20 protein-coding genes and 2 other annotated features (1 of these 22 cut by a window edge) are annotated in these 20372 nt (G+C 39.1%); of the genes, 19 read left to right on the top strand and 1 reads right to left on the bottom strand.

The annotated features are described in order from the left end of the window. Window positions 1-158 (top strand) — a binding site (T-box leader) (it extends 70 nt beyond the left edge of the window). A gap of 71 nt (window positions 159-229) precedes the next feature. From cysS to ACFP65_RS02610, 5 genes are all read left to right on the top strand, one after another. Next, window positions 230-1651 carry a cysteine--tRNA ligase gene (gene cysS, locus ACFP65_RS02630; RefSeq protein ID WP_379915628.1) on the top strand — a complete coding sequence of 474 codons (1422 nt, stop codon included), beginning with the start codon at window positions 230-232 and terminating at the stop codon, window positions 1649-1651. Continuing rightward, the gene (locus ACFP65_RS02625; protein ID WP_379915626.1) at window positions 1651-2052 is read left to right on the top strand and encodes a Mini-ribonuclease 3; all 402 of its coding nucleotides are present in this window, start codon (window positions 1651-1653) and stop codon (window positions 2050-2052) included. Before cysS ends, ACFP65_RS02625 begins: the two co-directional genes overlap by 1 nt. Window positions 2053-2259: 207 nt before the next feature. After that, window positions 2260-2985 carry a 23S rRNA (guanosine(2251)-2'-O)-methyltransferase RlmB gene (gene rlmB, locus ACFP65_RS02620; RefSeq protein WP_225744969.1) on the top strand — a complete coding sequence of 242 codons (726 nt, stop codon included), beginning with the start codon at window positions 2260-2262 and terminating at the stop codon, window positions 2983-2985. A gap of 32 nt (window positions 2986-3017) precedes the next feature. Beyond that, window positions 3018-3563: an NYN domain-containing protein gene (locus ACFP65_RS02615; RefSeq protein ID WP_379915624.1), complete on the top strand. Its 546-nt coding sequence runs from the start codon at window positions 3018-3020 to the stop codon at window positions 3561-3563. A 246-nt stretch (window positions 3564-3809) separates the two neighbouring features. Then, window positions 3810-4439: a sigma-70 family RNA polymerase sigma factor gene (locus ACFP65_RS02610; protein ID WP_379915622.1), complete on the top strand. Its 630-nt coding sequence runs from the start codon at window positions 3810-3812 to the stop codon at window positions 4437-4439. Between the two features lie 25 nt (window positions 4440-4464). On the opposite strand, the gene ACFP65_RS02605 is transcribed toward ACFP65_RS02610, so the two are convergent. Further along, window positions 4465-4992 (bottom strand): Gx transporter family protein, encoded by a 528-nt coding sequence (locus tag ACFP65_RS02605; protein ID WP_379915620.1) that lies wholly within the window; start codon window positions 4990-4992, stop codon window positions 4465-4467. A gap of 289 nt (window positions 4993-5281) precedes the next feature. On the opposite strand from ACFP65_RS02605, the gene rpmG reads away from it, so the two are divergent. From rpmG to rpoB, 14 genes are all read left to right on the top strand, one after another. Then, window positions 5282-5431 (top strand): 50S ribosomal protein L33, encoded by a 150-nt coding sequence (rpmG, locus tag ACFP65_RS02600; RefSeq protein ID WP_225744946.1) that lies wholly within the window; start codon window positions 5282-5284, stop codon window positions 5429-5431. 46 nt (window positions 5432-5477) lie between these two features. Then, window positions 5478-5654, top strand: a complete 177-nt coding sequence (gene secE / locus ACFP65_RS02595; protein WP_225744945.1) for a preprotein translocase subunit SecE — start codon at window positions 5478-5480, stop codon at window positions 5652-5654. Window positions 5655-5825: 171 nt separating this feature from the next. After that, window positions 5826-6380, top strand: a complete 555-nt coding sequence (nusG, locus tag ACFP65_RS02590; protein WP_379915618.1) for a transcription termination/antitermination protein NusG — start codon at window positions 5826-5828, stop codon at window positions 6378-6380. A gap of 150 nt (window positions 6381-6530) precedes the next feature. After that, window positions 6531-6956: a 50S ribosomal protein L11 gene (gene rplK, locus ACFP65_RS02585; RefSeq protein WP_225744943.1), complete on the top strand. Its 426-nt coding sequence runs from the start codon at window positions 6531-6533 to the stop codon at window positions 6954-6956. Between the two features lie 137 nt (window positions 6957-7093). Further along, window positions 7094-7786 (top strand): 50S ribosomal protein L1, encoded by a 693-nt coding sequence (gene rplA / locus ACFP65_RS02580; RefSeq protein WP_225744942.1) that lies wholly within the window; start codon window positions 7094-7096, stop codon window positions 7784-7786. Window positions 7787-7921: 135 nt separating this feature from the next. Next, window positions 7922-8059, top strand: a sequence feature (ribosomal protein L10 leader region). Between the two features lie 29 nt (window positions 8060-8088). Beyond that, window positions 8089-8595, top strand: a complete 507-nt coding sequence (gene rplJ / locus ACFP65_RS02575; protein WP_225744941.1) for a 50S ribosomal protein L10 — start codon at window positions 8089-8091, stop codon at window positions 8593-8595. 94 nt (window positions 8596-8689) lie between these two features. Then, window positions 8690-9055 (top strand): 50S ribosomal protein L7/L12, encoded by a 366-nt coding sequence (rplL, locus tag ACFP65_RS02570; protein ID WP_225744940.1) that lies wholly within the window; start codon window positions 8690-8692, stop codon window positions 9053-9055. A 273-nt stretch (window positions 9056-9328) separates the two neighbouring features. After that, a complete protein-coding gene (locus ACFP65_RS02565; RefSeq protein WP_379915615.1) occupies window positions 9329-10513 on the top strand; it encodes an FtsW/RodA/SpoVE family cell cycle protein in 1185 nt (394 codons plus the stop codon). A 311-nt stretch (window positions 10514-10824) separates the two neighbouring features. Beyond that, the gene (locus ACFP65_RS02560) at window positions 10825-11967 is read left to right on the top strand and encodes an FtsW/RodA/SpoVE family cell cycle protein (protein WP_379915613.1); all 1143 of its coding nucleotides are present in this window, start codon (window positions 10825-10827) and stop codon (window positions 11965-11967) included. A gap of 94 nt (window positions 11968-12061) precedes the next feature. Next, window positions 12062-12547, top strand: a complete 486-nt coding sequence (locus ACFP65_RS02555) for an LURP-one-related/scramblase family protein (RefSeq protein ID WP_379915611.1) — start codon at window positions 12062-12064, stop codon at window positions 12545-12547. A 315-nt stretch (window positions 12548-12862) separates the two neighbouring features. After that, entirely contained in the window at window positions 12863-14155 is a 1293-nt protein-coding gene (locus ACFP65_RS02550) for a uracil-xanthine permease family protein (RefSeq protein WP_379915609.1), read from the top strand. 208 nt (window positions 14156-14363) lie between these two features. Further along, window positions 14364-15728 carry a class II fumarate hydratase gene (gene fumC / locus ACFP65_RS02545; RefSeq protein WP_379915607.1) on the top strand — a complete coding sequence of 455 codons (1365 nt, stop codon included), beginning with the start codon at window positions 14364-14366 and terminating at the stop codon, window positions 15726-15728. A 2-nt stretch (window positions 15729-15730) separates the two neighbouring features. Beyond that, a complete protein-coding gene (locus ACFP65_RS02540; protein WP_379915605.1) occupies window positions 15731-16342 on the top strand; it encodes a class I SAM-dependent methyltransferase in 612 nt (203 codons plus the stop codon). 329 nt (window positions 16343-16671) lie between these two features. After that, window positions 16672-20277 carry a DNA-directed RNA polymerase subunit beta gene (rpoB, locus tag ACFP65_RS02535; RefSeq protein WP_379915603.1) on the top strand — a complete coding sequence of 1202 codons (3606 nt, stop codon included), beginning with the start codon at window positions 16672-16674 and terminating at the stop codon, window positions 20275-20277. The last annotated feature ends 95 nt before the right edge of the window (window positions 20278-20372 follow it).

The raw sequence follows: 20372 nt of genomic DNA, 5'->3' as shown, positions 1-20372 counted from the left end.
CGGACTTTCAAATGAAGTGCCTCTTTGAATTAAATCATCGAATCTGACTATTTAAGTAGATGATTTCGATTTATCTCCGTTAAAAGATAGAAAGGGAAAGGTCTTTTTCAAAGAGGCTTTCTGAAAAAAAGTGGAACCACGTATTTGGCGTCTTTTATAGAAGCTGAATGCGTGGTTTTTTGATAGACTGAATAGGAAATAAACAAGTAGGTTGGGAGGAGCCAGATAGATGATTGAGTTATATAACACATTGTCAAATCAGAAAGAACGGTTTGAGCCGCTTCAGGAAAATAAAGTAAGCATGTATGTTTGTGGACCCACTGTCTACAATTACATTCATATCGGAAATGCAAGAAGCACGGTTGCTTTCGACACGATCAGAAGATACTTTGAATACCGAGGATATGAAGTTAACTACGTATCGAACTTTACAGATGTTGACGATAAAATCATAAAAGCTGCTGAAGAGCTTAAGTTGACCGCTCCAGAAGTAGCGGATCGATTTATTGAAGCGTACTATGAAGATACAGAAGCATTACATGTGAAAAGAGCTACACATGCACCAAGAGTAATGGATAATATCCAGGAAATCATTCAATTTATTGAAGTGTTGATTGAAAAAGGATTTGCTTATCAAACAGGGGGAGATGTCTATTACCGGACAAGAAAGTTTGAAGGATATGGAAAATTGAGCGGTATATCAGTAGATGATTTGGAATTAGGTGCCAGTAATAGATTAGAAGAAGCAGAAAATATGAAAAAAGAAGATCCCCTTGATTTTGCGCTATGGAAATCAGTTAAAGGGGAAGAAATTAGTTGGACATCCCCATGGGGAAAAGGTCGTCCAGGTTGGCATATCGAATGCTCCGTGATGGCTACAAAATATCTTGGAAATACAATTGATATTCACGCAGGTGGACAGGATCTGACATTCCCGCATCACGAAAACGAAATTGCACAATCAGAAGCGAAAACTGGAGAACCTTTCGCGAAGTACTGGTTACACAATGGTTTCGTGACGATGAACGAAGAAAAAATGAGTAAATCACTTGGGAACTTTGTTTTGGTGCATGATCTTAAGAAAATTCATGATCCACAAGTATTGAGATTTTTCTTATCTACCGTACACTACCGTCATCCAATCAACTATACGGATGAGACAATTCATGAAGCGAAGTCTAATTTAACAAGAATTCAAACGGCTTATGCGAATGCCAGTCACCGTATTGAACAAGCAGAAGAATCTTTAGAAGATGATGCAAGCCAGATTCAAAAATGGAAAGACCTAGTTCAACAGTTTGAAAAACATATGGATGACGATTTCCAGGCACAAAATGGTATCACAGATGTCTATGAAATGATCAGAAACTTAAATGTCTACCTTGAACAAAAGCGAGTATCCAAAGAAGTTTTGACATTTGTTATGAAGCATTTAGAAGAAATTTTAGCTATATTTGGGATACAATTAGACTTAGTGATTGATACAGAACTTCTGGATAAAGAAGTTGAAGAGTTGATTGAAGAAAGAAATCAGTCTAGGAAAGATAGAAATTTTGCTAGAGCAGATGAAATCAGAGACTTGTTACAAGAAAAAGGCATTTTACTTGAAGATACACCGCAAGGCATTCGCTGGAAAAGGAAGGAATCCTAATGAAGGCGAAGGATGCAGAGTTACTGAACGGCCTGGCGCTTGCGTACATGGGAGATGCTGCGTACGAACAGTCGATAAGAGAGCATTTACTGACAAATGGCCAGACGAAACCAAATCAATTGCACCGCTTGGCAACGAATTATGTATCGGCCAAAGCCCAAGCTTGGTTGATTGATGAATTGATCGAAGAAGATCGTTTGAATGAAGTTGAAATAGAGTTTTACAAAAGAGGGCGTAATGCAAAAAGTTATTCCAAAGCCAAAAATACAGATGGATCAACTTATAATAAGTCTTCTGGATTTGAAGCTGTGATGGGATACTTGTATCTGACAAAACAAGAAGACAGATTACACGAATTAATAGAAGTATGTATAAAGAAAGTCGACAAGGCACTCGCTTAGTAAGGTGTCTTGAAAGGAGGAAGTCGCTTGCCTAAAAAACAAGGTGGTAAAAGACCAGATAGAAATAGATCTGATAAGAATAGACCCGACAGAAATAAGTTCGATAGAAATAAAGTAAAAGGATCTGGTGAACGTAAGCAGAACCGCATTCAGCCTAAGGTAGAACCAAAATCAGAAGTGATTGAGCAAGATATTGCTCAAGACGAAATGGTGATTGGAAGAATCCCGGCATTGGAAACCATCAAGTCAAATCGCGATATCAACAAAGTGTTTTTACAAGAAGGTTTATCAGGTGGTAAACTAAAAGACATTCAAGAAGAAGCTAAAAAACGTAAGATACAATTGAGTTTTGTTCCGAAAAGTAAATTAGATTTATTGAGTGATGGTGAGAACCATCAAGGCGTTCTTGTAGCAGCGAGTCCAGTCGCTTATGCTGAAATCGATGACTTATTCGCAGCTGCAGAAGCAAAAGACGAAGTACCGTTTTTCGTATTACTGGATGGAATTGAAGATCCACATAACTTAGGATCCATCATGAGAACCGCGGATGCCGCAGGGGTTCACGGGATTATAATTCCTAAACGCCGTGCAGTCGGGTTAACTTCTACTGTTGCAAAAGCAGCGACCGGAGCCATCGAACACGTACCAGTCGTACGTGTAACTAATCTTGTTCAAACCATTGAAGAATTAAAAGAACGCGGGTTGTGGATTTTCGGAACAGATATGGACGGAACGGATTATAGACGTTGGGAAGTAGATGCGCCGATTGGACTAGTCATCGGAAATGAAGGGAAAGGGCTGTCTCGTCTGGTCAAGGAAAAAGTAGACGAAACACTTACGATTCCTATGACAGGTCATGTGCAGAGTTTGAATGCAAGTGTGGCTTCCAGCTTATTGATGTATGAAGTATTCCGTAAAAGAAACGCCTTGTAAAGAAAGTTGAATCAGAGGAAGGGAGGCGCGCGATGAAAAAAGAACTGCTTTACGTAGATGGATATAACATGATTGGAGCTTGGCCAGAACTGGTAAAACTTAAAAGAATCGATAAAATGGCAGATGCAAGAGATCAATTACTTCATGAACTAAGTAACTATGCAAAGTATCAAGAGATAGAAATCAGAATCATATTTGATGCTCAGCTCGTTCCTGGGATTCAGCAAAGGTATGATAAGTACGATGTCGTTGTCATCTTTACAAGTGAAGGCGAGACTGCTGATAGCTATATCGAAAGAGCCGTTGGAGAAGAGAACTTATTGATTACGAACGTATCCGTAGCTACTTCTGATCTTGCAGAACAATGGATTGTTTTTCAAAAAGGTGCGGCTAGAAAATCAGCTATTGAATTATACAAAGAGCTAAACCGAGTCAAAAAGAATATTGCTTTAGATGCGACCTTATACAAAATGCAGCAGTATCGGCGTAACTCCCCTCTGAAAGAAGAAGACGAGAAAAGACTTAAAGAGTTTTATCAAAAACTAATTCAAAGTGAGCATCCAAGAGATTCTTTGTGAATGTGAATGAAATGTGAAAAAGAAGTCTTTGAAAAAGGCTTCTTTTTTTTGGAAAGCATTTATGAAAACGGATCAAAACAACGGATTTAAGAATTTCCTAATTCGTTGTATTTAAATATGGATAAATCAAGCAAAAAAGATTGAAAAATCTTCGTTAAAAACGAAAGAGTTATGGCAATATAATATTGTATAAGAACATTTCTCATCTAATATGAGCGTTCTATTACAGAAAGGGGCATTAAGACAATGCTGGATCAGCAAAACGGACAATTACATAAGAAGAGAATCAAATCAGAGGAGCATATCAATGAGACGTTAATCTTTATGGTACAACACGTCGACGAAAGTCGGTTCAGTGAATTGTTTGAAAGATGCAAACCCCTCTTTTACAGATCAATCAGAAAGAGATTTATTAGAGGATATGACCAAGATGATTTGTGGCAAGAAGCTTGCGAATGTTTTGTAGAAGCAACGAGAAAATATGAAAGAGACCGTGGCATGAGCTTTAGCCAATACGTCTCATTATGTTTGGATAATCATTTCAATCGACTGAGCAGATGGAACAACGCCTTGAAGAGAAAGTCTAATAAAGAGGCTCTATCACTAGATGGTATTGTTGAGCAAAAGGGCAATCAAGTGATGGGGACAGCTAAATCACTATCTCCATCAGAGTGGATTCTCATGCAAGAGTCTATGGCGGAGTACCAGGAAGCTTTATCTGGATTTGAGAAAATCGTCAGCATGCTTTATATGAGCGGCTATAGTTATGATGAAATTGCCACTAGTTTACGGTGTTCAAGAGAAAAAGCAATGAATGCGAAGCACAGATGCAGTCAAAAATACAAAGAATTATTTTTTAAAAAATCACTCACTTGAAAAAGTAGCTGCTTGTTTTAATCGGTCATTCCTCATACTGACGGCGAAAACGACGAACAATAGATGTTTTGTCCATCAAAAAATTCGCCGAAATTCCAATGGCAATTCCAGATAAGATGCCCATAAAAGACAGTACGGGCAAGTACAGAAGAACGGTCCATGTTTGAGCAATAAAGCTGGCAACAAATAGTTGACCTAAATTATGTAAAATACCACCAGTGGCACTTACTCCAATGATGCTGACTTTTTTACCACCAGTCGTTTTGACAAACACCATCCCTAAAAAGCTAAGTATAGCTCCAGCTGTACTGTAGAGGAGTGTGGAAATTGTACCACCTAACAAGGTAGTCATCAATAAACGCATGCCCACAACCTTCATACTATCTTTAAAAGGAAGGGTATAGATTGCAACAATGGTGATCAGATTGGCTATACCAAGTTTAGCGCCTGGAGCGAATGCAAAAGGAAAGGGAATACTCCTCTCTATAAGCCCTAAAATAACCGCTTGAGCGGAAAGTAAAGATATGTAAATAAGTTTTTGAGTTTTAGTCATAAATAAACGTCCTTCTAATAAGCTTTATGTAAGGCTATTGTGCCACAGATTAAAAGCTTCTTCTATAAAAAAATATAAATTAAAATAAACTTGATATGTTCGTATACATAAACGTTTGCTTTTAGACACAACTAATGTAGATATACATAAAATCAGACCCTACATAAGAAAAAGAGTCCAAAGTAGTGGTTGACTAACTTATTGATAAACAGTATTATTTAGATTGGTACGCAGTGAAGTTGCGTTTTAGAGCGACAGTGGGGAAAAAAGAAACGAGGAACAGAAAAATATGCAAAAGAAAATCGTCCTAGCCTGTACAGAGTGTGGTTCAAGAAATTACTCTAAAAATGGCGGCTCAAAAGTTCGAACAGAACGACTAGAAGTTAAAAAATATTGTAGTTATTGTTCAAAGCACACACTACACAGAGAAACTAAATAACCTTTAACAAATCAAGTGAATCAAATAGTATGGGAGGATGACACCGATGGGCAAAATCAAGAAGTTTTTCGGGGAAGTAAAATATGAATTACAAGAAACAACTTGGCCAACGAACAAAGAAATGCGGAAAAACACGTTAACTGTATTTGGAGTTGTAGCATTTTTCAGCGTTTTCTTTTTTGGAATAGATTCGATCATTACTTTTTTACTGAATTTGATTTAAAAAAGTTGAATGACTAAATGCAATAGATTATCATGCGTTTAAGTGATATAATGCGAATAGATTAAACGAAACGACTAAAACCTTCTTGATCGATAATACGTGCAGAAGGTTTTTTATTATGGTTTGGATCAATTGTGGAAAATCAGAAAAACAACAAAAAAGGAGAAAGACATGTCTGAAATTGAATTATCAAAAGCGTGGTACGTACTACACACTTACTCAGGTTACGAAAACAAGGTAAAACAGAATCTAGAATCTCGTGCGACAAGTATGGGAATGGAACACAACATTTTACAAGTATTGATTCCGGAAGAACAAACTTATGAGGAAAAAGATGGAGAAACAAAAGTCTCTACACATAAAACTTTCCCAGGATATGTACTCGTTGAAATGATTATGTCAGATGATGCTTGGTATATTGTTCGTAATACACCTGGTGTTACAGGATTTGTTGGTTCACACGGTGCAGGAAGCAAGCCTTCTCCATTGTTACCAGAAGAAGTGGACCAAATTTTACGTAGCATGGGTATCAATCCGCGTAAAGTAAATATGGATGTTGAAATTGGCGAACGTGTCAAAATTATCAACGGTGCCTTTTCAGGAATGGAAGGTACAATTACAGAAATCGAGTCTGAAAAAGGTAAAATTAAAGCACTAGTTGAAATGTTTGGTCGTGAAACAAACGCTGAACTTGACTACGATCAAATTTCTAAAGTGAAAAATTAAAAAAAGTTTGACAGGTAATCTTTGAAGGACTATAATATATCGGTACGCAAAATAGGCGATACGCATATTTTGTATGCAAAGAAATAGGTGGGAGAGGAAAACTATAACCTCATTTAACCACTCGCGAAACAAATCAAGGAGGTATGTCTCGTGGCAAAGAAAGTCGTAAACCTAGTCAAATTGCAGATTCCTGCAGGGAAAGCTAATCCAGCTCCTCCAGTAGGTCCAGCACTAGGACAAGCACAAGTAAATATTATGGGATTTTGTAAAGAATTCAACGCGCGTACTGCAGACCAAGCAGGAATGATTATTCCAGTTGTTATCTCAGTATACGAAGACCGTTCATTTACATTTATCACTAAAACACCACCAGCTGCAGTATTGCTTAAAAAAGCTGCCGGCGTTGAGTCTGGTTCTGGTGAACCAAACACTAAAAAAGTTGCATCTGTAACAAGTGCACAAGTTAGAGAAATTGCTGAAACAAAAATGGAAGACTTAAACGCTGCATCTGTAGAAGCTGCTATGCGTATGGTCGAAGGTACAGCTCGTAGCATGGGCTTCACTGTTGAAGGTTAATTAAAAACCTACAACTCTAAGCTCTTGCTGTCTCCGTAGTTGTAGATGTGAGTGGTTCTAAACAAATTACTCAATCACTTCTAAGGAGAACAAGTGGGAGGTTAAACCGTTAATACCACAACAAGGAGGAAATAATCATGGCGAAGAAAAGTAAAAAGTTTTTAGCTGCTCTGGAAAAAGTCAACAGAGAACAATTGTATGACGCTACTGAAGCACTAGAATTAGTTAAAGAAATCGACTACGCTGGATTTGATGCATCTGTAGAAGTTGCTTATCGTCTAGGAGTAGACCCTAAACAAGCTGATCAACAAATTCGTGGAGCAATGGTATTGCCACACGGAACAGGTAAAACTTCAACAGTTATCGTTTTCGCAAAAGGAGATCAAGCAAAAGCTGCACAAGAAGCTGGAGCTGACTTCGTTGGAGATAGCGATTTAGTTGAAAAAGTACAAGGTGGATGGTTCGAGTTCGACGTAGTTGTTGCAGCTCCGGACATGATGGCTGAAGTTGGTAAACTTGGACGTGTCCTTGGACCCAAAGGCCTTATGCCAAACCCTAAAACTGGTACAGTAACACCTAACGTAGCGAAAGCTGTTAATGATATCAAAGCTGGACAGGTTACTTATCGTGTAGACCGTCAGTCAAATATTCATGTTCCAATCGGAAGAGTTTCATTTGGCATCGACAAATTACAAGAAAACCTTTCTGCGATTCACGAAACAATCGTTAAAGCTAAGCCATCTAGTTCAAAAGGTGCTTATATTAAAAATATGGCTGTTGCAAGTACTTTTGGTCCTGGTGTTAAAGTAGACCAAACAACAGTAAAATAATAATAATCTCAACCTAAAAAAACCAATTAATTCTTGACCTGCGAGGTATAGCTTGCTATACTTATGCAGGTTAAGCAATTAACTGAACATTGATGAGTAAAAGTAAAGTGAATCTGTTTCTTAAATAAAACAGAAGAACGATGCTAGATTATACCGAAGACAGTATGTGGCGTAAGCCTTAATATCATACCGAGGATAACTGTGATGTATATTTACGTTAAACACACACAATCCCTCTTTGTCTACGGAGACATGGGGTTTTTTTATTGCCCTTTTACAATCGATCAGGAGGTGAAACATCAATGAGCAAAGCGAACATTTTAGCTAAAAAAGAAGAAATCGTTAAAGACATTACTAAAAAATTCGAAGACGCGGCTGCAGTAGTCGTAGTTGATTACCGTGGACTAACAGTTGAGCAAGTAACTGAGTTACGTAAACAATTACGTGAAGCTGGAGTTGAAATGCACGTATTGAAAAATACTATGCTACGTCGTGCCGCTGAAGCAGCAAACTTGAACGGTTTAGATGACGTCTTTAAAGGACCTACAGCAGTAGCATTCAGTAATGAAGAAGTCGTAGCGCCTGCAAAAATCATTGCAGAATTTGCGAAAGATGCAGAAGCTTTAGAAATTAAAGGTGGCGTATTGGAAGGTAAAGTAGCAACTGTTGCAGAAATCAACAAAATTGCGACACTACCAAGCCGCGAAGGACTACTTTCTATGCTATTATCTGTACTTCAAGCACCAGTTCGAAACACTGCCTTGGCAATCAAAGCAGTTGCAGAGAAAAAAGAAGAGGAAGCAGCGTAAGCTCATGTTCTATTATAGAACAGCCTGTTCTACAAATCATTTGGCACTATCATTTAATTAAAAACACAACTAATATACTGGAGGAAAATATAAAATGGCATTAGATATCGAAAAAATCATTGCTGACTTAAAAGAGTCTACAATCGTTGAATTAAACGACTTAGTTAGCGCAATCGAAGAAGAATTTGGCGTTGAAGCTGCAGCACCAGTTGCAGCAGCAGGAGCAGGAGCTTCAGAAGCTGCTGAACAAACTGAATTTACAGTTGAACTAGCAAGTGCTGGATCTGCTAAAATCAAAGTAATCAAAGCTGTACGTGAAGCTACTGGTCTTGGTTTGAAAGAAGCTAAAGCATTAGTTGATGGCGCTCCTTCTGCAATCAAAGAAGGCGTTTCTAAAGATGAAGCTGAAGAACTTAAAGCTAAAATCGAAGAAGCTGGCGGTTCTGTAGAAGTTAAGTAATAAACTTCTCAGTCGTTTGCTGAATCCTTTAAAGAGCACCGCCACCCTGAACCGGTTATGGTCAGAGTGGTCAGGTGCTCTTTTTTTATAGGAAAATTGCAAACCTTAAGAAATCTTTGCGTTTCTGTGGCTATTTTATGCTAAATGACTGCCATAGCTATGAATGGTGAAACGAATCTGTTAAAATGTTTCCTTGAAGAGTGTTACAAAAATATTTTTTGAATGTTAGATGCATACCAGAATCTGGATTAGAAAAAGGAGCATAAAAAACAAATGAGTGAAGATAAACACACAAATCGTATAGATTACGGGGTTATATTAAGCGTCATGCTACTAGCGTTGTTCAGTATTGCCATGATTTATTCAACAACCAGTTTAATGGCTGGCGAGGGCATGCGACAAACCATTATGCACACAATTTGGTACGCCTTGGGAACGATTGCGGTAGCTATCATCATGCAGTTTGACTCTGAGCAGTTATGGAAGATGACGATGATTCTTTACATTATTGGAATACTAGCGCTGATTGCTACACTTTTGTTTTATGACAGAGAATTGGCTGCTAAAACCGGTGGTAAATCGTGGATTAGGATCCCAGGAATAGGTACAATACAACCCGCAGAGGTTGCTAAGATTCCCTTTATCCTAATATTGGCCAAAACAGTTACAAAACATAATAGTTATTATACGAGTCATGAATATAGTAGTGATTTTAAATTACTGGGAAAAATCGCTTTATATTCAGCTCCGTATCTTGCACTTGTACTCAATGACTTGGGAACAGCTTTAGTGTATATGGCGGTATTAGTTGGAATTGTGTTGCTTTCAGGTGTAAAATGGCAGATTATTCTACCTACGTTTCTGGTAGTGATGTCTCTTGGGATAGGTTTGATTTTACTTGTAGTCTATAACAGAGAGTTCCTGATTAATCTAGGATTTAGTAACTACCAATTTGCACGAATAGATACTTGGCTAAATCCTCTTCAAAGTTCATCGGATGATGCATACCAAATCACTCAAGTGTTTAAAGCTATTGGATCTGGTGGAATTATAGGTAAGGGTTTAGGTGTAACAGAAGTCTATATTCCAGTTAGAGAGTCTGATATGATCTTTTCAACTGTTGGAGAGAATTTTGGATTCGTAGGTGGAGCCTTCTTAATATTGCTTTACTTTATACTCATCTATCACATGGTAAAAATCGTTTACGATACAAGAAACGAATTTTATGCTTACATTGCAACAGGTGTTATTATGATGATTGCTTTCCACGTATTGGAAAATATCGGAATGAGTATTGGTTTGCTACCAATGACAGGCATACCTTTACCGTTTATCTCTCAAGGAGGATCGGCCTTGCTTGGGAATATGATGGCGATAGGCTTGATCATGTCTATGCGTTTCCACCATAAGTCCTACTTTTTCTCTGGCGAGTCTGAAGAGTTCCATACAGGTTCGTAAAAGCGTTGGAGGGAATGCAAAACGACTTCTTGAAAGCGGCGAATGATTGATAGGATCCGGTAGGTGGAAAAGGAGCCGATAAAACGATTAACAAAAACGGCTCCTTTCTAATTGAACGGTATATCGATAGAGTATCGTCATTAGTCTTATATATTTTAAATAGAGTAAAAGGGTTCACATTGCTTCCTGAAGAATAGAGGGAGCTTTATCAAAAGCATTCAAAAGAAGTTTCCATTTAGACGAATGGTTATCAACGAAAAAAGTATAGAGAGGGGAGTGAAGGATCGATGTTCAAAGAGAGGATCAAGCACATGGATAAATATCTAGTGATTCCTTTTCTTATCTTAGCGCTGTTTAGTATCGTAATGGTCTACAGTGCCAGTAGTTATATGGGATTAAAGGATTACAATAATCCGCAATTCTATCTTGTAAGGCAGACTGCTTATGTCATCGGAGGACTGCTGTTTGCATTTATCGGTGCCTTTTTTCCGTTTCGACTCCTTAAGAAAAAGAAAGTCGTTATACTTGGTATCTTGTTGACGATTGTACTATTACTTATATTACTGATATTCGGAAGAGAGATTAATGGTGCGAAAAGTTGGATTGAATTGCCGTTTTTCAACGTACAGCCAGCAGAAATCGCCAAAGCAACCTGTATCTGGTACTTAGCTTACATTCTATCTAAAAAACAAAAGGTCATCGCTGATGATTTCTTGAATTCTATTATGGCCCCGAGTTTGCTAATCGGCCTAGTCGTGGCTTTAATCTTGATTCAACCAGATACTGGAGCAGCCGTCGTAATTGTTGCGATTAGTGCGATTATGATTTTTGCTAGTGGTGTATCTGCTAAAGTAGGGTTGATGCTCAGTGCTATGGGGACAGTCCTAGTTGCGGGCGTTTTAGAACTGGTCAGACACTTTGGAACGCATCTACCTTTTTTAAGAGGCTATCAGTATCAGCGTTTCCTGGCTTTTTGGGATCCTTTTGCTTTAGCGGATGGCGCTGGTCTTCAACTGGTTCAGTCTTATTATGCACTCAGTCGAGGTGGACTTTTCGGTGTAGGGATTGGAAATAGTGTTCAAAAAACAGGCTATTTACCAGAGCCATATACAGATTTCATCTTATCCATTACGGGAGAAGAATTAGGATTGTTTGGAATTTTGTTTGTGCTCGGTCTGTTTACCTTCATGATTTCTCGTATGTATCTCATCGGAATTCGTTCTAAAAAAAGTTTTGAGTCACTTATGTGCATCGGAATTGCGACAATGTTTTTTATTCAAGCGCTCATTAATATTGGTGGCGTAATTGGGTTGATGCCAATTTCTGGTATGACGTTTCCGTTGTTAAGTTACGGTGGATCGAGTATGTTGATTCTTTCCGGATCGATTGGATTGGTCGCCAACATTTCAGCCAGAGACAGCATTGAAAGAAGCAAAATTCAAGTGAATAAATAGAAAGGTTGGTCTCACTTCAGGAGATCGACCTTTTTATTTTTGAGCGTATGCTTATAATAGAGGTAGTATAAAAAACAAAATAGGGGGAAGTCAGATGAAGTATTTCATAAAACAAAAAGTTTTCTCGTTCAATAATCAGTTTTCTGTAAAGGATGAAACAGGACAAGCAGTGTACCAAGTTGAGGGGAAGATGTTGAGCTTAGGGAATAAGCTGCATGTATATAATATGGATAACGAAGAAGTTCTTTATATTGAACAAAAGCTTTTAAAGTTTCTTCCAGAGTATGATTTAGTTAAAAACGGAGAACAAGTCGCCACGGTCAAAAAAGCATTCAGATTTTTTAAAAATGATTATTCCATCTTAGGACCGGACTGGGATGTTGAAGGATCCATCATGGCACATGACTATGTGATCAAACAAAGAGGAACCGTGATTGCAGATATTAACAAAGAATGGTTATCCTGGGGAGATACGTACGCTATTGATATTCGAGATGAGAGTCAGACAGAATTACTGCTTGGTATTGTCATCGTCATCGATTGTGTTTTCTCAGCACAAAGAAACAACGGTGCTTCTTAGTGAGAGGGCGCTAACAATTACTTTTCAAAATTTGTCTTGCAAGGTTTGTAATTAATTGCTACAATGACAAAAGCAAAACTCCTTTAAAATTTATCCAGTGAGGTAAAAAAGGATGGAATAGCTCTACATAATTACATGCCTTTCGGGCGCCCGCTTTGAATTTCTGAGTTCAGAAATGAAGCGTATCACAGGGTGCAAGTAGAAGCAGGTGATTTCCATCTGATAAACGAGGTCCTTTTGCGTAAACGCAAAGGGTATTTTTTTGCAAAAAATTCTGGAAATAACCTATTCAAACTCAGGAAGGAACGATAACATATGGCAGTAGAAAAACAAACACTTATCCTTGATGTGGAGGACAAACCTGCTCTAACAACAGGCTTATTACTTAGTCTTCAGCACGTTTTTGCAATGTTTGGAGCAACGATTTTAGTCCCTATCTTACTAGGACTTCCGGTATCGGTCGCATTACTAGCGAGTGGAGTCGGAACTTTGATCTATCAAATTGCTACAAAAGCGAAAGTGCCCGTTTACTTAGGTTCTTCCTTTGCTTATATTGCGGCGATGCAAGTAGCTATTGAGCAAATGGGAGGAGACATCAGCGCAGCTCAGACAGGTATTGTCATGGTTGGTCTTGTCTATATCGTGATAGCAGGTGTAGTTAAAGTGATTGGAACAAACTGGATTGATAGACTCCTTCCACCAATTGTTATTGGACCCATGATTATGGTAATCGGTCTGGGGTTGGCTTCTAATGCTGTTTCAAACGCTGGACTTATAGCTGATTCTGATTGGAAAACGATTCTTGTAGCGGTTTCGACATTCTTAATTACGGCTTTCATCAACACAAAAGCTACAGGCTTTTTCAAGATCATTCCCTTTTTGACTGGGATTATCTTTGGCTATATCGTCGCTATCCTACTCGGTCTTGTCGATTTCACACCAATCATTGAAGCGAATTGGTTAGCAGTACCAGAAATTTACCTTCCATTTGAAAATGATCTGTTCAATTCCTATACCTTCTACTTTGGTCCGGAAACATGGGCCATCCTACCAATCGTGCTGGTTACAGTAGCGGAACACATTGGAGATCATACGGTACTTGGTAAGATTGTCGGACGTCCATTCCTGAAAAATCCAGGTCTTTCCAGAACTTTGATTGGAGACGGCGCAGCTACAGCTGTATCTGCGTTTTTTGGAGGACCAGCCAATACAACTTACGGTGAGAATACCGGAGTTATCGGTATGACAAGAATTGCTTCTGTATCAGTCATTCGAAACGCGGCTTTTATTGCAATCGGATTGAGCTTTTTTGAGAAGTTCACGGCACTGATCTCAACAATTCCCAATGCTGTATTAGGAGGTATGTCTATTCTACTTTATGGTGTTATTGCCAGTAATGGGTTAAAAGTCATGATTGAAGATAAAGTGGACTTCAATCAGTCGCGTAATTTAATCATTGCAAGTTCAATGCTCGTAATCGGTCTAGGTGGAGCGGTCCTGGATATCGCTGGATTCGTTACTTTGTCGGGGACGGCTTTAAGTGCGCTAACAGGGATTATACTAAACTTGATTTTACCACGCGAAGAATCTTTCAAAGCAAAAGTGTAAGGTTCTCCTAAAAAAATACTGAAAATGAGAAGAGGTGCGAGAGCGCCTCTTTTTATTGTTTCATATGAAATTTAAGAATATTTTTTGATTATTTTGATTATTACGGTAAAATATAAAGTGAATCGAAGATGAAGCTGATAGAAATAAAGACGTTGATCAGTAAATGATGACCTTAATCCAATCAATATACTAGAAAGTGTGTAAATAAATGAACCAAAGAACTGAAAGAGACGCAATCGGAACGGTAAAAATAGCTGCTGAGAAAAAATGGGGAGCGCAAACGCAGCGAAGTCTGGAAAATTTTCCCATCGGAAATGAGAAGATGCCGATCGAAGTGATTCAGGCTTTAGGGCTGGTCAAGAAAGCTGCGGCTTTGACGAATGCAGAGATCAGTCTTTTGGATACAAGTAAAGCAGAAGCGATTTCTGAAGTATGTGACGAGCTGGTTTGGGGAATGCTGAATGATGAATTCCCTTTATCTGTTTGGCAGACGGGTAGTGGAACACAAACCAATATGAACCTAAACGAGGTCATTTCCCATATTGCAAACGAGAAAAGAGCATCCGACCCAATACATCCGAATGATGACGTCAATAAAAGTCAAAGCTCAAATGATACCTTCCCGACAGCGATGCAAATAGCTGTTGTTTTAAAAGTTAAAGAGCGTTTAGTACCTGTGTTGGCAGAAGTTAAACAAACATTGAATAAACTTGCCGAGACGTATAAGGACACAATCAAAATCGGACGAACGCATCTTCAAGATGCAACACCGCTAACATTTGGACAAGAAATTAGTGGATGGATCGGTATGATTGAACGAAATGAAAAAATGATCGAAGAATCCATGAAATTGATGTACGATTTACCACTGGGTGGGACAGCTGTTGGAACAGGACTAAATGCTGAGCCAACGTTTTCTGGAAAAGCCATTCAAAAAATTACACGTTGGACAAATGAACCTTTTGCTCAGATGGAAAACAAATTTCATGGCTTGTCTAGTAAAGATAACTTTGTCTTCTTCCACGGTGCTCTAAAATCACTTGCGGCAAACGTCATGAAAATGGCAAATGATATTAGATGGTTAGCTAGCGGGCCACGCTCAGGATTTTCTGAGATTACTATACCCGCGAACGAACCAGGTAGCTCAATTATGCCGGGTAAAGTCAATCCCACTCAAGTAGAATCGTTGACGATGGTGTGCGTCCAAGTCATGGGGAATGATACAACCGTTGGCGTAGCTGCCTCGCAAGGAAACTTTGAACTGAACGTCTACATGCCGGTCATTATTTACAATACGATTCAGTCCATTACACTTTTAGCAGATGGTTTGCAGAGTTTCAATAAAAGGTGTTTAACTGGTCTAACAGCGAATGAAGAACAGATGCGTACTTATGTCGACCAATCACTTATGCTAGTCACTGCATTAGCACCGGTGCTTGGATACGACACGGCAAGTGCTCTAGCGAAGCAGGCGTTTGAAGAAAATAAAACATTAAAAGAAGTCGTCATGTCAGCTGAACTGATGAGTGAACAAGACTTTGATGACTATACAGATCCTAGAAAGATGGTTTAAACATGAGCGATCACTATTATACAAATGATCCACAGTCAAAAAGCAATCAACAGTCGTGGACAACGCAATTGAGAGGATTTGAATTCACATTTAATACAGATGCTGGAGTATTCTCAAAAGAAAAAGTTGATTATGGTTCCAAAGTGCTCCTCGATGCAGTGGACTTAACAGAATTTCCAGAAGGTTCACTGCTAGATGTTGGATGCGGATATGGACCGATTGGGTTAACACTAGCAAAACTTGATCAAAGTAGAACAGTTGAAATGGTCGACATCAACGAACGTGCGCTTGCGCTTGCGGAGAAAAATGCCGTAACGAACGGCGTAGGCAATGTTTCGATACATGCGTCTTCTTTGTATGAAAATATAACGCATCAAGAGTTTGCAGGAATCTTTTCAAATCCGCCGATAAGAGCAGGGAAAGAAACGGTTCATAAAGTACTGGAAGAAGGGATTGATTATCTGACAGTGGGAGGCTACTTGGTGATTGTTATCCAGAAAAAACAAGGGGCACCAAGTGCACAGAAGAAAATGTCAGAAGTATTTGGAAATGTAGAACGGATTGCGCTAGACAGAGGGTACTGGATTTTAAGATCTCAAAAAGTATCTTTATAGAGGATAGAAAAAAGAACAAGCGATTAGAAGAAGGATGTTCGAAGTATGAAAATATGCTTGACACCCTTCTATTTGTCGTGTAAACTAAGTAGACGCTAAACAATGTATACAGTGGAGCGCTATGCGAAATATTGTCCGTATAGGGTTTTGAATGCTAAACAAAAGAACGTGAGAATGAAATCTATCGATTCTTCACATATCTTTTGTATTTTTTTTGGTCTAAAACAGGAAAACAAGCGATGATTTAAACGAATCGTCATAATTGTAACCTAAATGTAATATTTAGATCGGATGAAATCATTAGTCTATACATTGAATATTAACGAGGGGTGAAGAGGTTGGCAGGCCATAATGTGAATTACGGTAAACACCGTATAAGAAAAAGTTTTTCACGAATCAACGAAGTGCTGGAACTCCCGAATTTGATCGAAATACAGACAGATTCATACGAATGGTTTTTAGAGGATGGATTGAGAGAGATGTTCAAAGATATCTCACCAATCGAAGATTTTTCTGGAAATCTTTCACTGGAGTTTACAGATTACAAACTACAACAACCAAAATATACAGTAGATGAAGCGAGACAACATGATTCAAACTACTCTGCTCCACTGTATGTTAAATTACGCTTGATCAACAAAGAAACAGGGGAAGTTAAAGAACAAGAAGTATTCTTTGGCGATTTCCCTCTAATGACTGAACAAGGTACATTTATTATTAATGGTGCGGAACGTGTTATCGTTTCTCAGTTAGTTCGTTCACCAGGTGTTTATTTCAGCCCTAAAGTTGAAAAGAATGGTATGGAAGGTTTTGGAGCAACAGTTATCCCGAACCGTGGAGCGTGGCTAGAATATGAGACAGATTCTAAAGGTTTGTCTAACGTTCGTATTGACCGTACACGTAAGATTCCATTAAGTGTCTTGGTACGTGCGTTAGGATTCGGATCAGATGATGAAATCATGGATCTTTTCGGAGCCAACGAAAGCCTTAAAGCTACATTAGAAAAAGATGTTCACAAAAATAGTGCGGACTCTCGAGTAGAAGAAGCATTGAAAGATGTTTACGAACGTCTACGTCCAGGTGAGCCGAAAACAGCAGACTCATCAAGAAGTTTACTGACAACTCGTTTCTTTGATCCTAAGCGTTACGATCTAGCTCGAGTAGGACGTTATAAAATCAATAAAAAACTAGACCTTAAAATTCGTTTGATGGGATTGACTTTAGCAGAAACATTAGTAGATCCTGAAACAGGAGAAATTCTAGCTAAAGAAGGCACAGTCGTTACACGTGATGTAATGGATAATCTTGGAGAGCACATCGATAACGGTCTTGGTGGCATTACAATCCACCCTTCAGATGAAGGAGTTGTACCTGAGCCGATTGATCTTCAAGTCGTTAAAGTATACTCGCCAATCGATTCTGACCGTGTCATTAACATTATTGGAAATGCAACACCTGACCGTGAAATCAAATACGTGATTCCTGCGGACATGATTGCTTCAATGAGTTATTTCTTCAACCTTCAAGAAGGTGTTGGCGAAACAGATGACATTGACCACTTAGGTAACCGTCGTATTCGTTCTGTTGGTGAATTACTACAAAACCAATTCCGTATCGGATTATCTCGTATGGAACGTGTTGTACGTGAGCGTATGTCTATTCAAGACACATCTACAACAACACCTCAACAATTGGTTAACATTCGTCCAGTCGTTGCGTCGATCAAAGAGTTCTTTGGATCTTCTCAACTATCTCAATTCATGGATCAAACGAATCCACTTGGAGAGTTAACACACAAGAGACGTCTATCTGCACTTGGACCCGGTGGTTTGACACGTGACCGTGCTGGATATGAAGTTCGAGATGTTCACTATTCTCACTATGGTCGTATGTGCCCGATCGAAACGCCTGAGGGACCGAATATCGGTTTGATCAACAGTTTATCGACATACGCTAAAATTAATGAATATGGATTTATCGAAACACCTTACCGTAAAGTAGATCGTGAAAACTTACGTGTAACGGATGAGATTCACTATCTGACAGCAGACGTGGAAGATTTGTATGTTGTAGCTCAGGCTAATGCACCACTTAATGCGGACGGTACATTTACAAACGATATCGTTCTTGCACGTACGAAAAATAAAAACGAAGAGATCGATGTAACGAAAGTTGATTACATGGATGTATCTCCGAAACAAGTTGTTTCTGTAGCAACTGCAAGTATTCCTTTCTTGGAAAACGATGACTCTAACCGTGCCTTGATGGGTGCAAACATGCAACGTCAAGCAGTACCTTTGATGCAACCAGAAGCACCACTTGTTGGTACAGGTATCGAACACCTTGCTGCCCGTGACTCTGGAGCTGCGATCATTGCGAAACATGACGGAGTCGTTGAGTATGTGGATGCAAAACAAGTTCGTGTTCGTAGAGAAGATGGAACATTAGATAAATACAATATTGCGAAATTCAAACGTTCAAATGCTGGAACATCTTACAACCAGCGCGCGTTGGTAAGTAAAGACGAAAAAATAGACAAGGGAGACATCTTAGCAGATGGTCCGTCTATGGAAAATGGAGAAATGGCTCTTGGCCGTAACCCACTGATCGCCTTTACAACATTCGACGGTTATAACTTTGAAGATGCGATCATCATGAGTGAACGTCTGGTTAAAGATGATGTATACACGTCTATTCATATTGAAGAATTTGAATCAGAAGCCCGTGATACAAAACTTGGACCTGAAGAAATCACACGTGAATTACCAAACGTCGGAGAAGATGCATTAAAACATCTTGATGACCGCGGAATTATTCGTATCGGTGCAGAAGTAAAAGACGGAGACATCCTAGTTGGTAAAGTAACGCCTAAAGGTGTATCTGAATTATCTGCAGAAGAAAAACTACTACACGCAATCTTTGGAGAAAAAGCACGTGAAGTTCGTGATACATCTCTACGCGTACCACATGGTGGCGGCGGAATTGTACACGACGTTAAAATCTTTACACGTGAAGCTGGAGACGAATTATCACCAGGCGTTAACTTCTTGGTTCGTGTATTCATCGTTCAAAAACGTAAAATCAACGTTGGAGATAAGATGGCGGGTCGTCACGGAAACAAAGGGGTTATCTCACTAATCCTTCCTGAAGAAGATATGCCATTTATGCCAGATGGAACGCCAGTAGATATTATGCTGAACCCACTTGGTGTACCATCACGTATGAATATCGGTCAAGTTATCGAACTTCATATGGGTATGGCTGCACGTAAACTGGGTATCCACATTGCATCTCCAGTATTCGATGGAGCGCATGAAGAAGATATCTGGGAAACCATCAAAGAAGCAGGCATGGATGATGATGCGAAGACTGTCTTGTATGATGGACGTACAGGTGAAGAGTTCGACAACAAAGTATCTGTCGGCGTTATGTACTACATCAAACTAGCTCACATGGTCGATGATAAATTGCACGCTCGTTCAACTGGACCTTACTCTCTTGTTACACAACAACCATTGGGTGGTAAAGCACAGTTTGGTGGACAACGTTTCGGAGAGATGGAAGTTTGGGCACTGGAAGCTTATGGTGCTGCTTATACGCTACAAGAGATTCTGACATACAAATCAGATGATGTAGTGGGTCGTGTGAAAACATACGAAGCTATCGTTAAAGGCGAGCCAATTCCACGTCCAGGTGTACCAGAATCATTCCGAGTACTTGTAAAAGAGTTACAGTCACTAGGACTAGACCTTAAAGTACTTGATAAAGAAAGCTCAGCAATCGACCTTCAAGATACAGAAGAAGATGACGATTACGGCAACGTAGATTCTTTAGAAGAAATGAAAAAAGAACAAGACATCAAACGTGCTGAAGAAGCACAACAACGTGCTGACGAAGAAGCATTGACTGAAACGCAAGAACAAGAAACAGAGTAACTCGTTTTAAAAGAATCACCATAGAAGGGTAAGACAAGCTGAGTAGTTTAGATACGTGGAGGCCACCTCTAAAATGATACGAATCATTTTGAGCT

It is taken from the genome of Marinilactibacillus sp. GCM10026970 (assembly GCF_042660675.1).
Lineage (GTDB): Bacteria > Bacillota > Bacilli > Lactobacillales > Carnobacteriaceae_A > Marinilactibacillus.
Note: the sequence above shows the minus strand (reverse complement) of the source record. Positions and strands in the feature narration are given on the sequence as shown.

Excerpts from the sequence above, each read along its gene's own strand:
- ACFP65_RS02615 (WP_379915624.1), top strand. The coding sequence starts at position 3,018 with ATGAAAAAAGAACTGCTTTACGTAGATGGATATAACATGATTGGAGCT.
- ACFP65_RS02560 (WP_379915613.1), top strand. The coding sequence starts at position 10,825 with ATGGATAAATATCTAGTGATTCCTTTTCTTATCTTAGCGCTGTTTAGT.
- ACFP65_RS02550 (WP_379915609.1), top strand. The coding sequence starts at position 12,863 with ATGGCAGTAGAAAAACAAACACTTATCCTTGATGTGGAGGACAAACCT.
- cysS (WP_379915628.1), top strand. The coding sequence starts at position 230 with ATGATTGAGTTATATAACACATTGTCAAATCAGAAAGAACGGTTTGAG.
- secE (WP_225744945.1), top strand. The coding sequence starts at position 5,478 with ATGGGCAAAATCAAGAAGTTTTTCGGGGAAGTAAAATATGAATTACAA.
- ACFP65_RS02565 (WP_379915615.1), top strand. The coding sequence starts at position 9,329 with ATGAGTGAAGATAAACACACAAATCGTATAGATTACGGGGTTATATTA.
- ACFP65_RS02605 (WP_379915620.1), bottom strand. The coding sequence starts at position 4,992 with ATGACTAAAACTCAAAAACTTATTTACATATCTTTACTTTCCGCTCAA.
- nusG (WP_379915618.1), top strand. The coding sequence starts at position 5,826 with ATGTCTGAAATTGAATTATCAAAAGCGTGGTACGTACTACACACTTAC.
- ACFP65_RS02555 (WP_379915611.1), top strand. The coding sequence starts at position 12,062 with ATGAAGTATTTCATAAAACAAAAAGTTTTCTCGTTCAATAATCAGTTT.
- rlmB (WP_225744969.1), top strand. The coding sequence starts at position 2,260 with ATGGTGATTGGAAGAATCCCGGCATTGGAAACCATCAAGTCAAATCGC.
- fumC (WP_379915607.1), top strand. The coding sequence starts at position 14,364 with ATGAACCAAAGAACTGAAAGAGACGCAATCGGAACGGTAAAAATAGCT.
- rplJ (WP_225744941.1), top strand. The coding sequence starts at position 8,089 with ATGAGCAAAGCGAACATTTTAGCTAAAAAAGAAGAAATCGTTAAAGAC.
- ACFP65_RS02540 (WP_379915605.1), top strand. The coding sequence starts at position 15,731 with ATGAGCGATCACTATTATACAAATGATCCACAGTCAAAAAGCAATCAA.
- rplA (WP_225744942.1), top strand. The coding sequence starts at position 7,094 with ATGGCGAAGAAAAGTAAAAAGTTTTTAGCTGCTCTGGAAAAAGTCAAC.
- ACFP65_RS02610 (WP_379915622.1), top strand. The coding sequence starts at position 3,810 with ATGCTGGATCAGCAAAACGGACAATTACATAAGAAGAGAATCAAATCA.
- rpmG (WP_225744946.1), top strand. The coding sequence starts at position 5,282 with ATGCAAAAGAAAATCGTCCTAGCCTGTACAGAGTGTGGTTCAAGAAAT.
- ACFP65_RS02625 (WP_379915626.1), top strand. The coding sequence starts at position 1,651 with ATGAAGGCGAAGGATGCAGAGTTACTGAACGGCCTGGCGCTTGCGTAC.
- rplL (WP_225744940.1), top strand. The coding sequence starts at position 8,690 with ATGGCATTAGATATCGAAAAAATCATTGCTGACTTAAAAGAGTCTACA.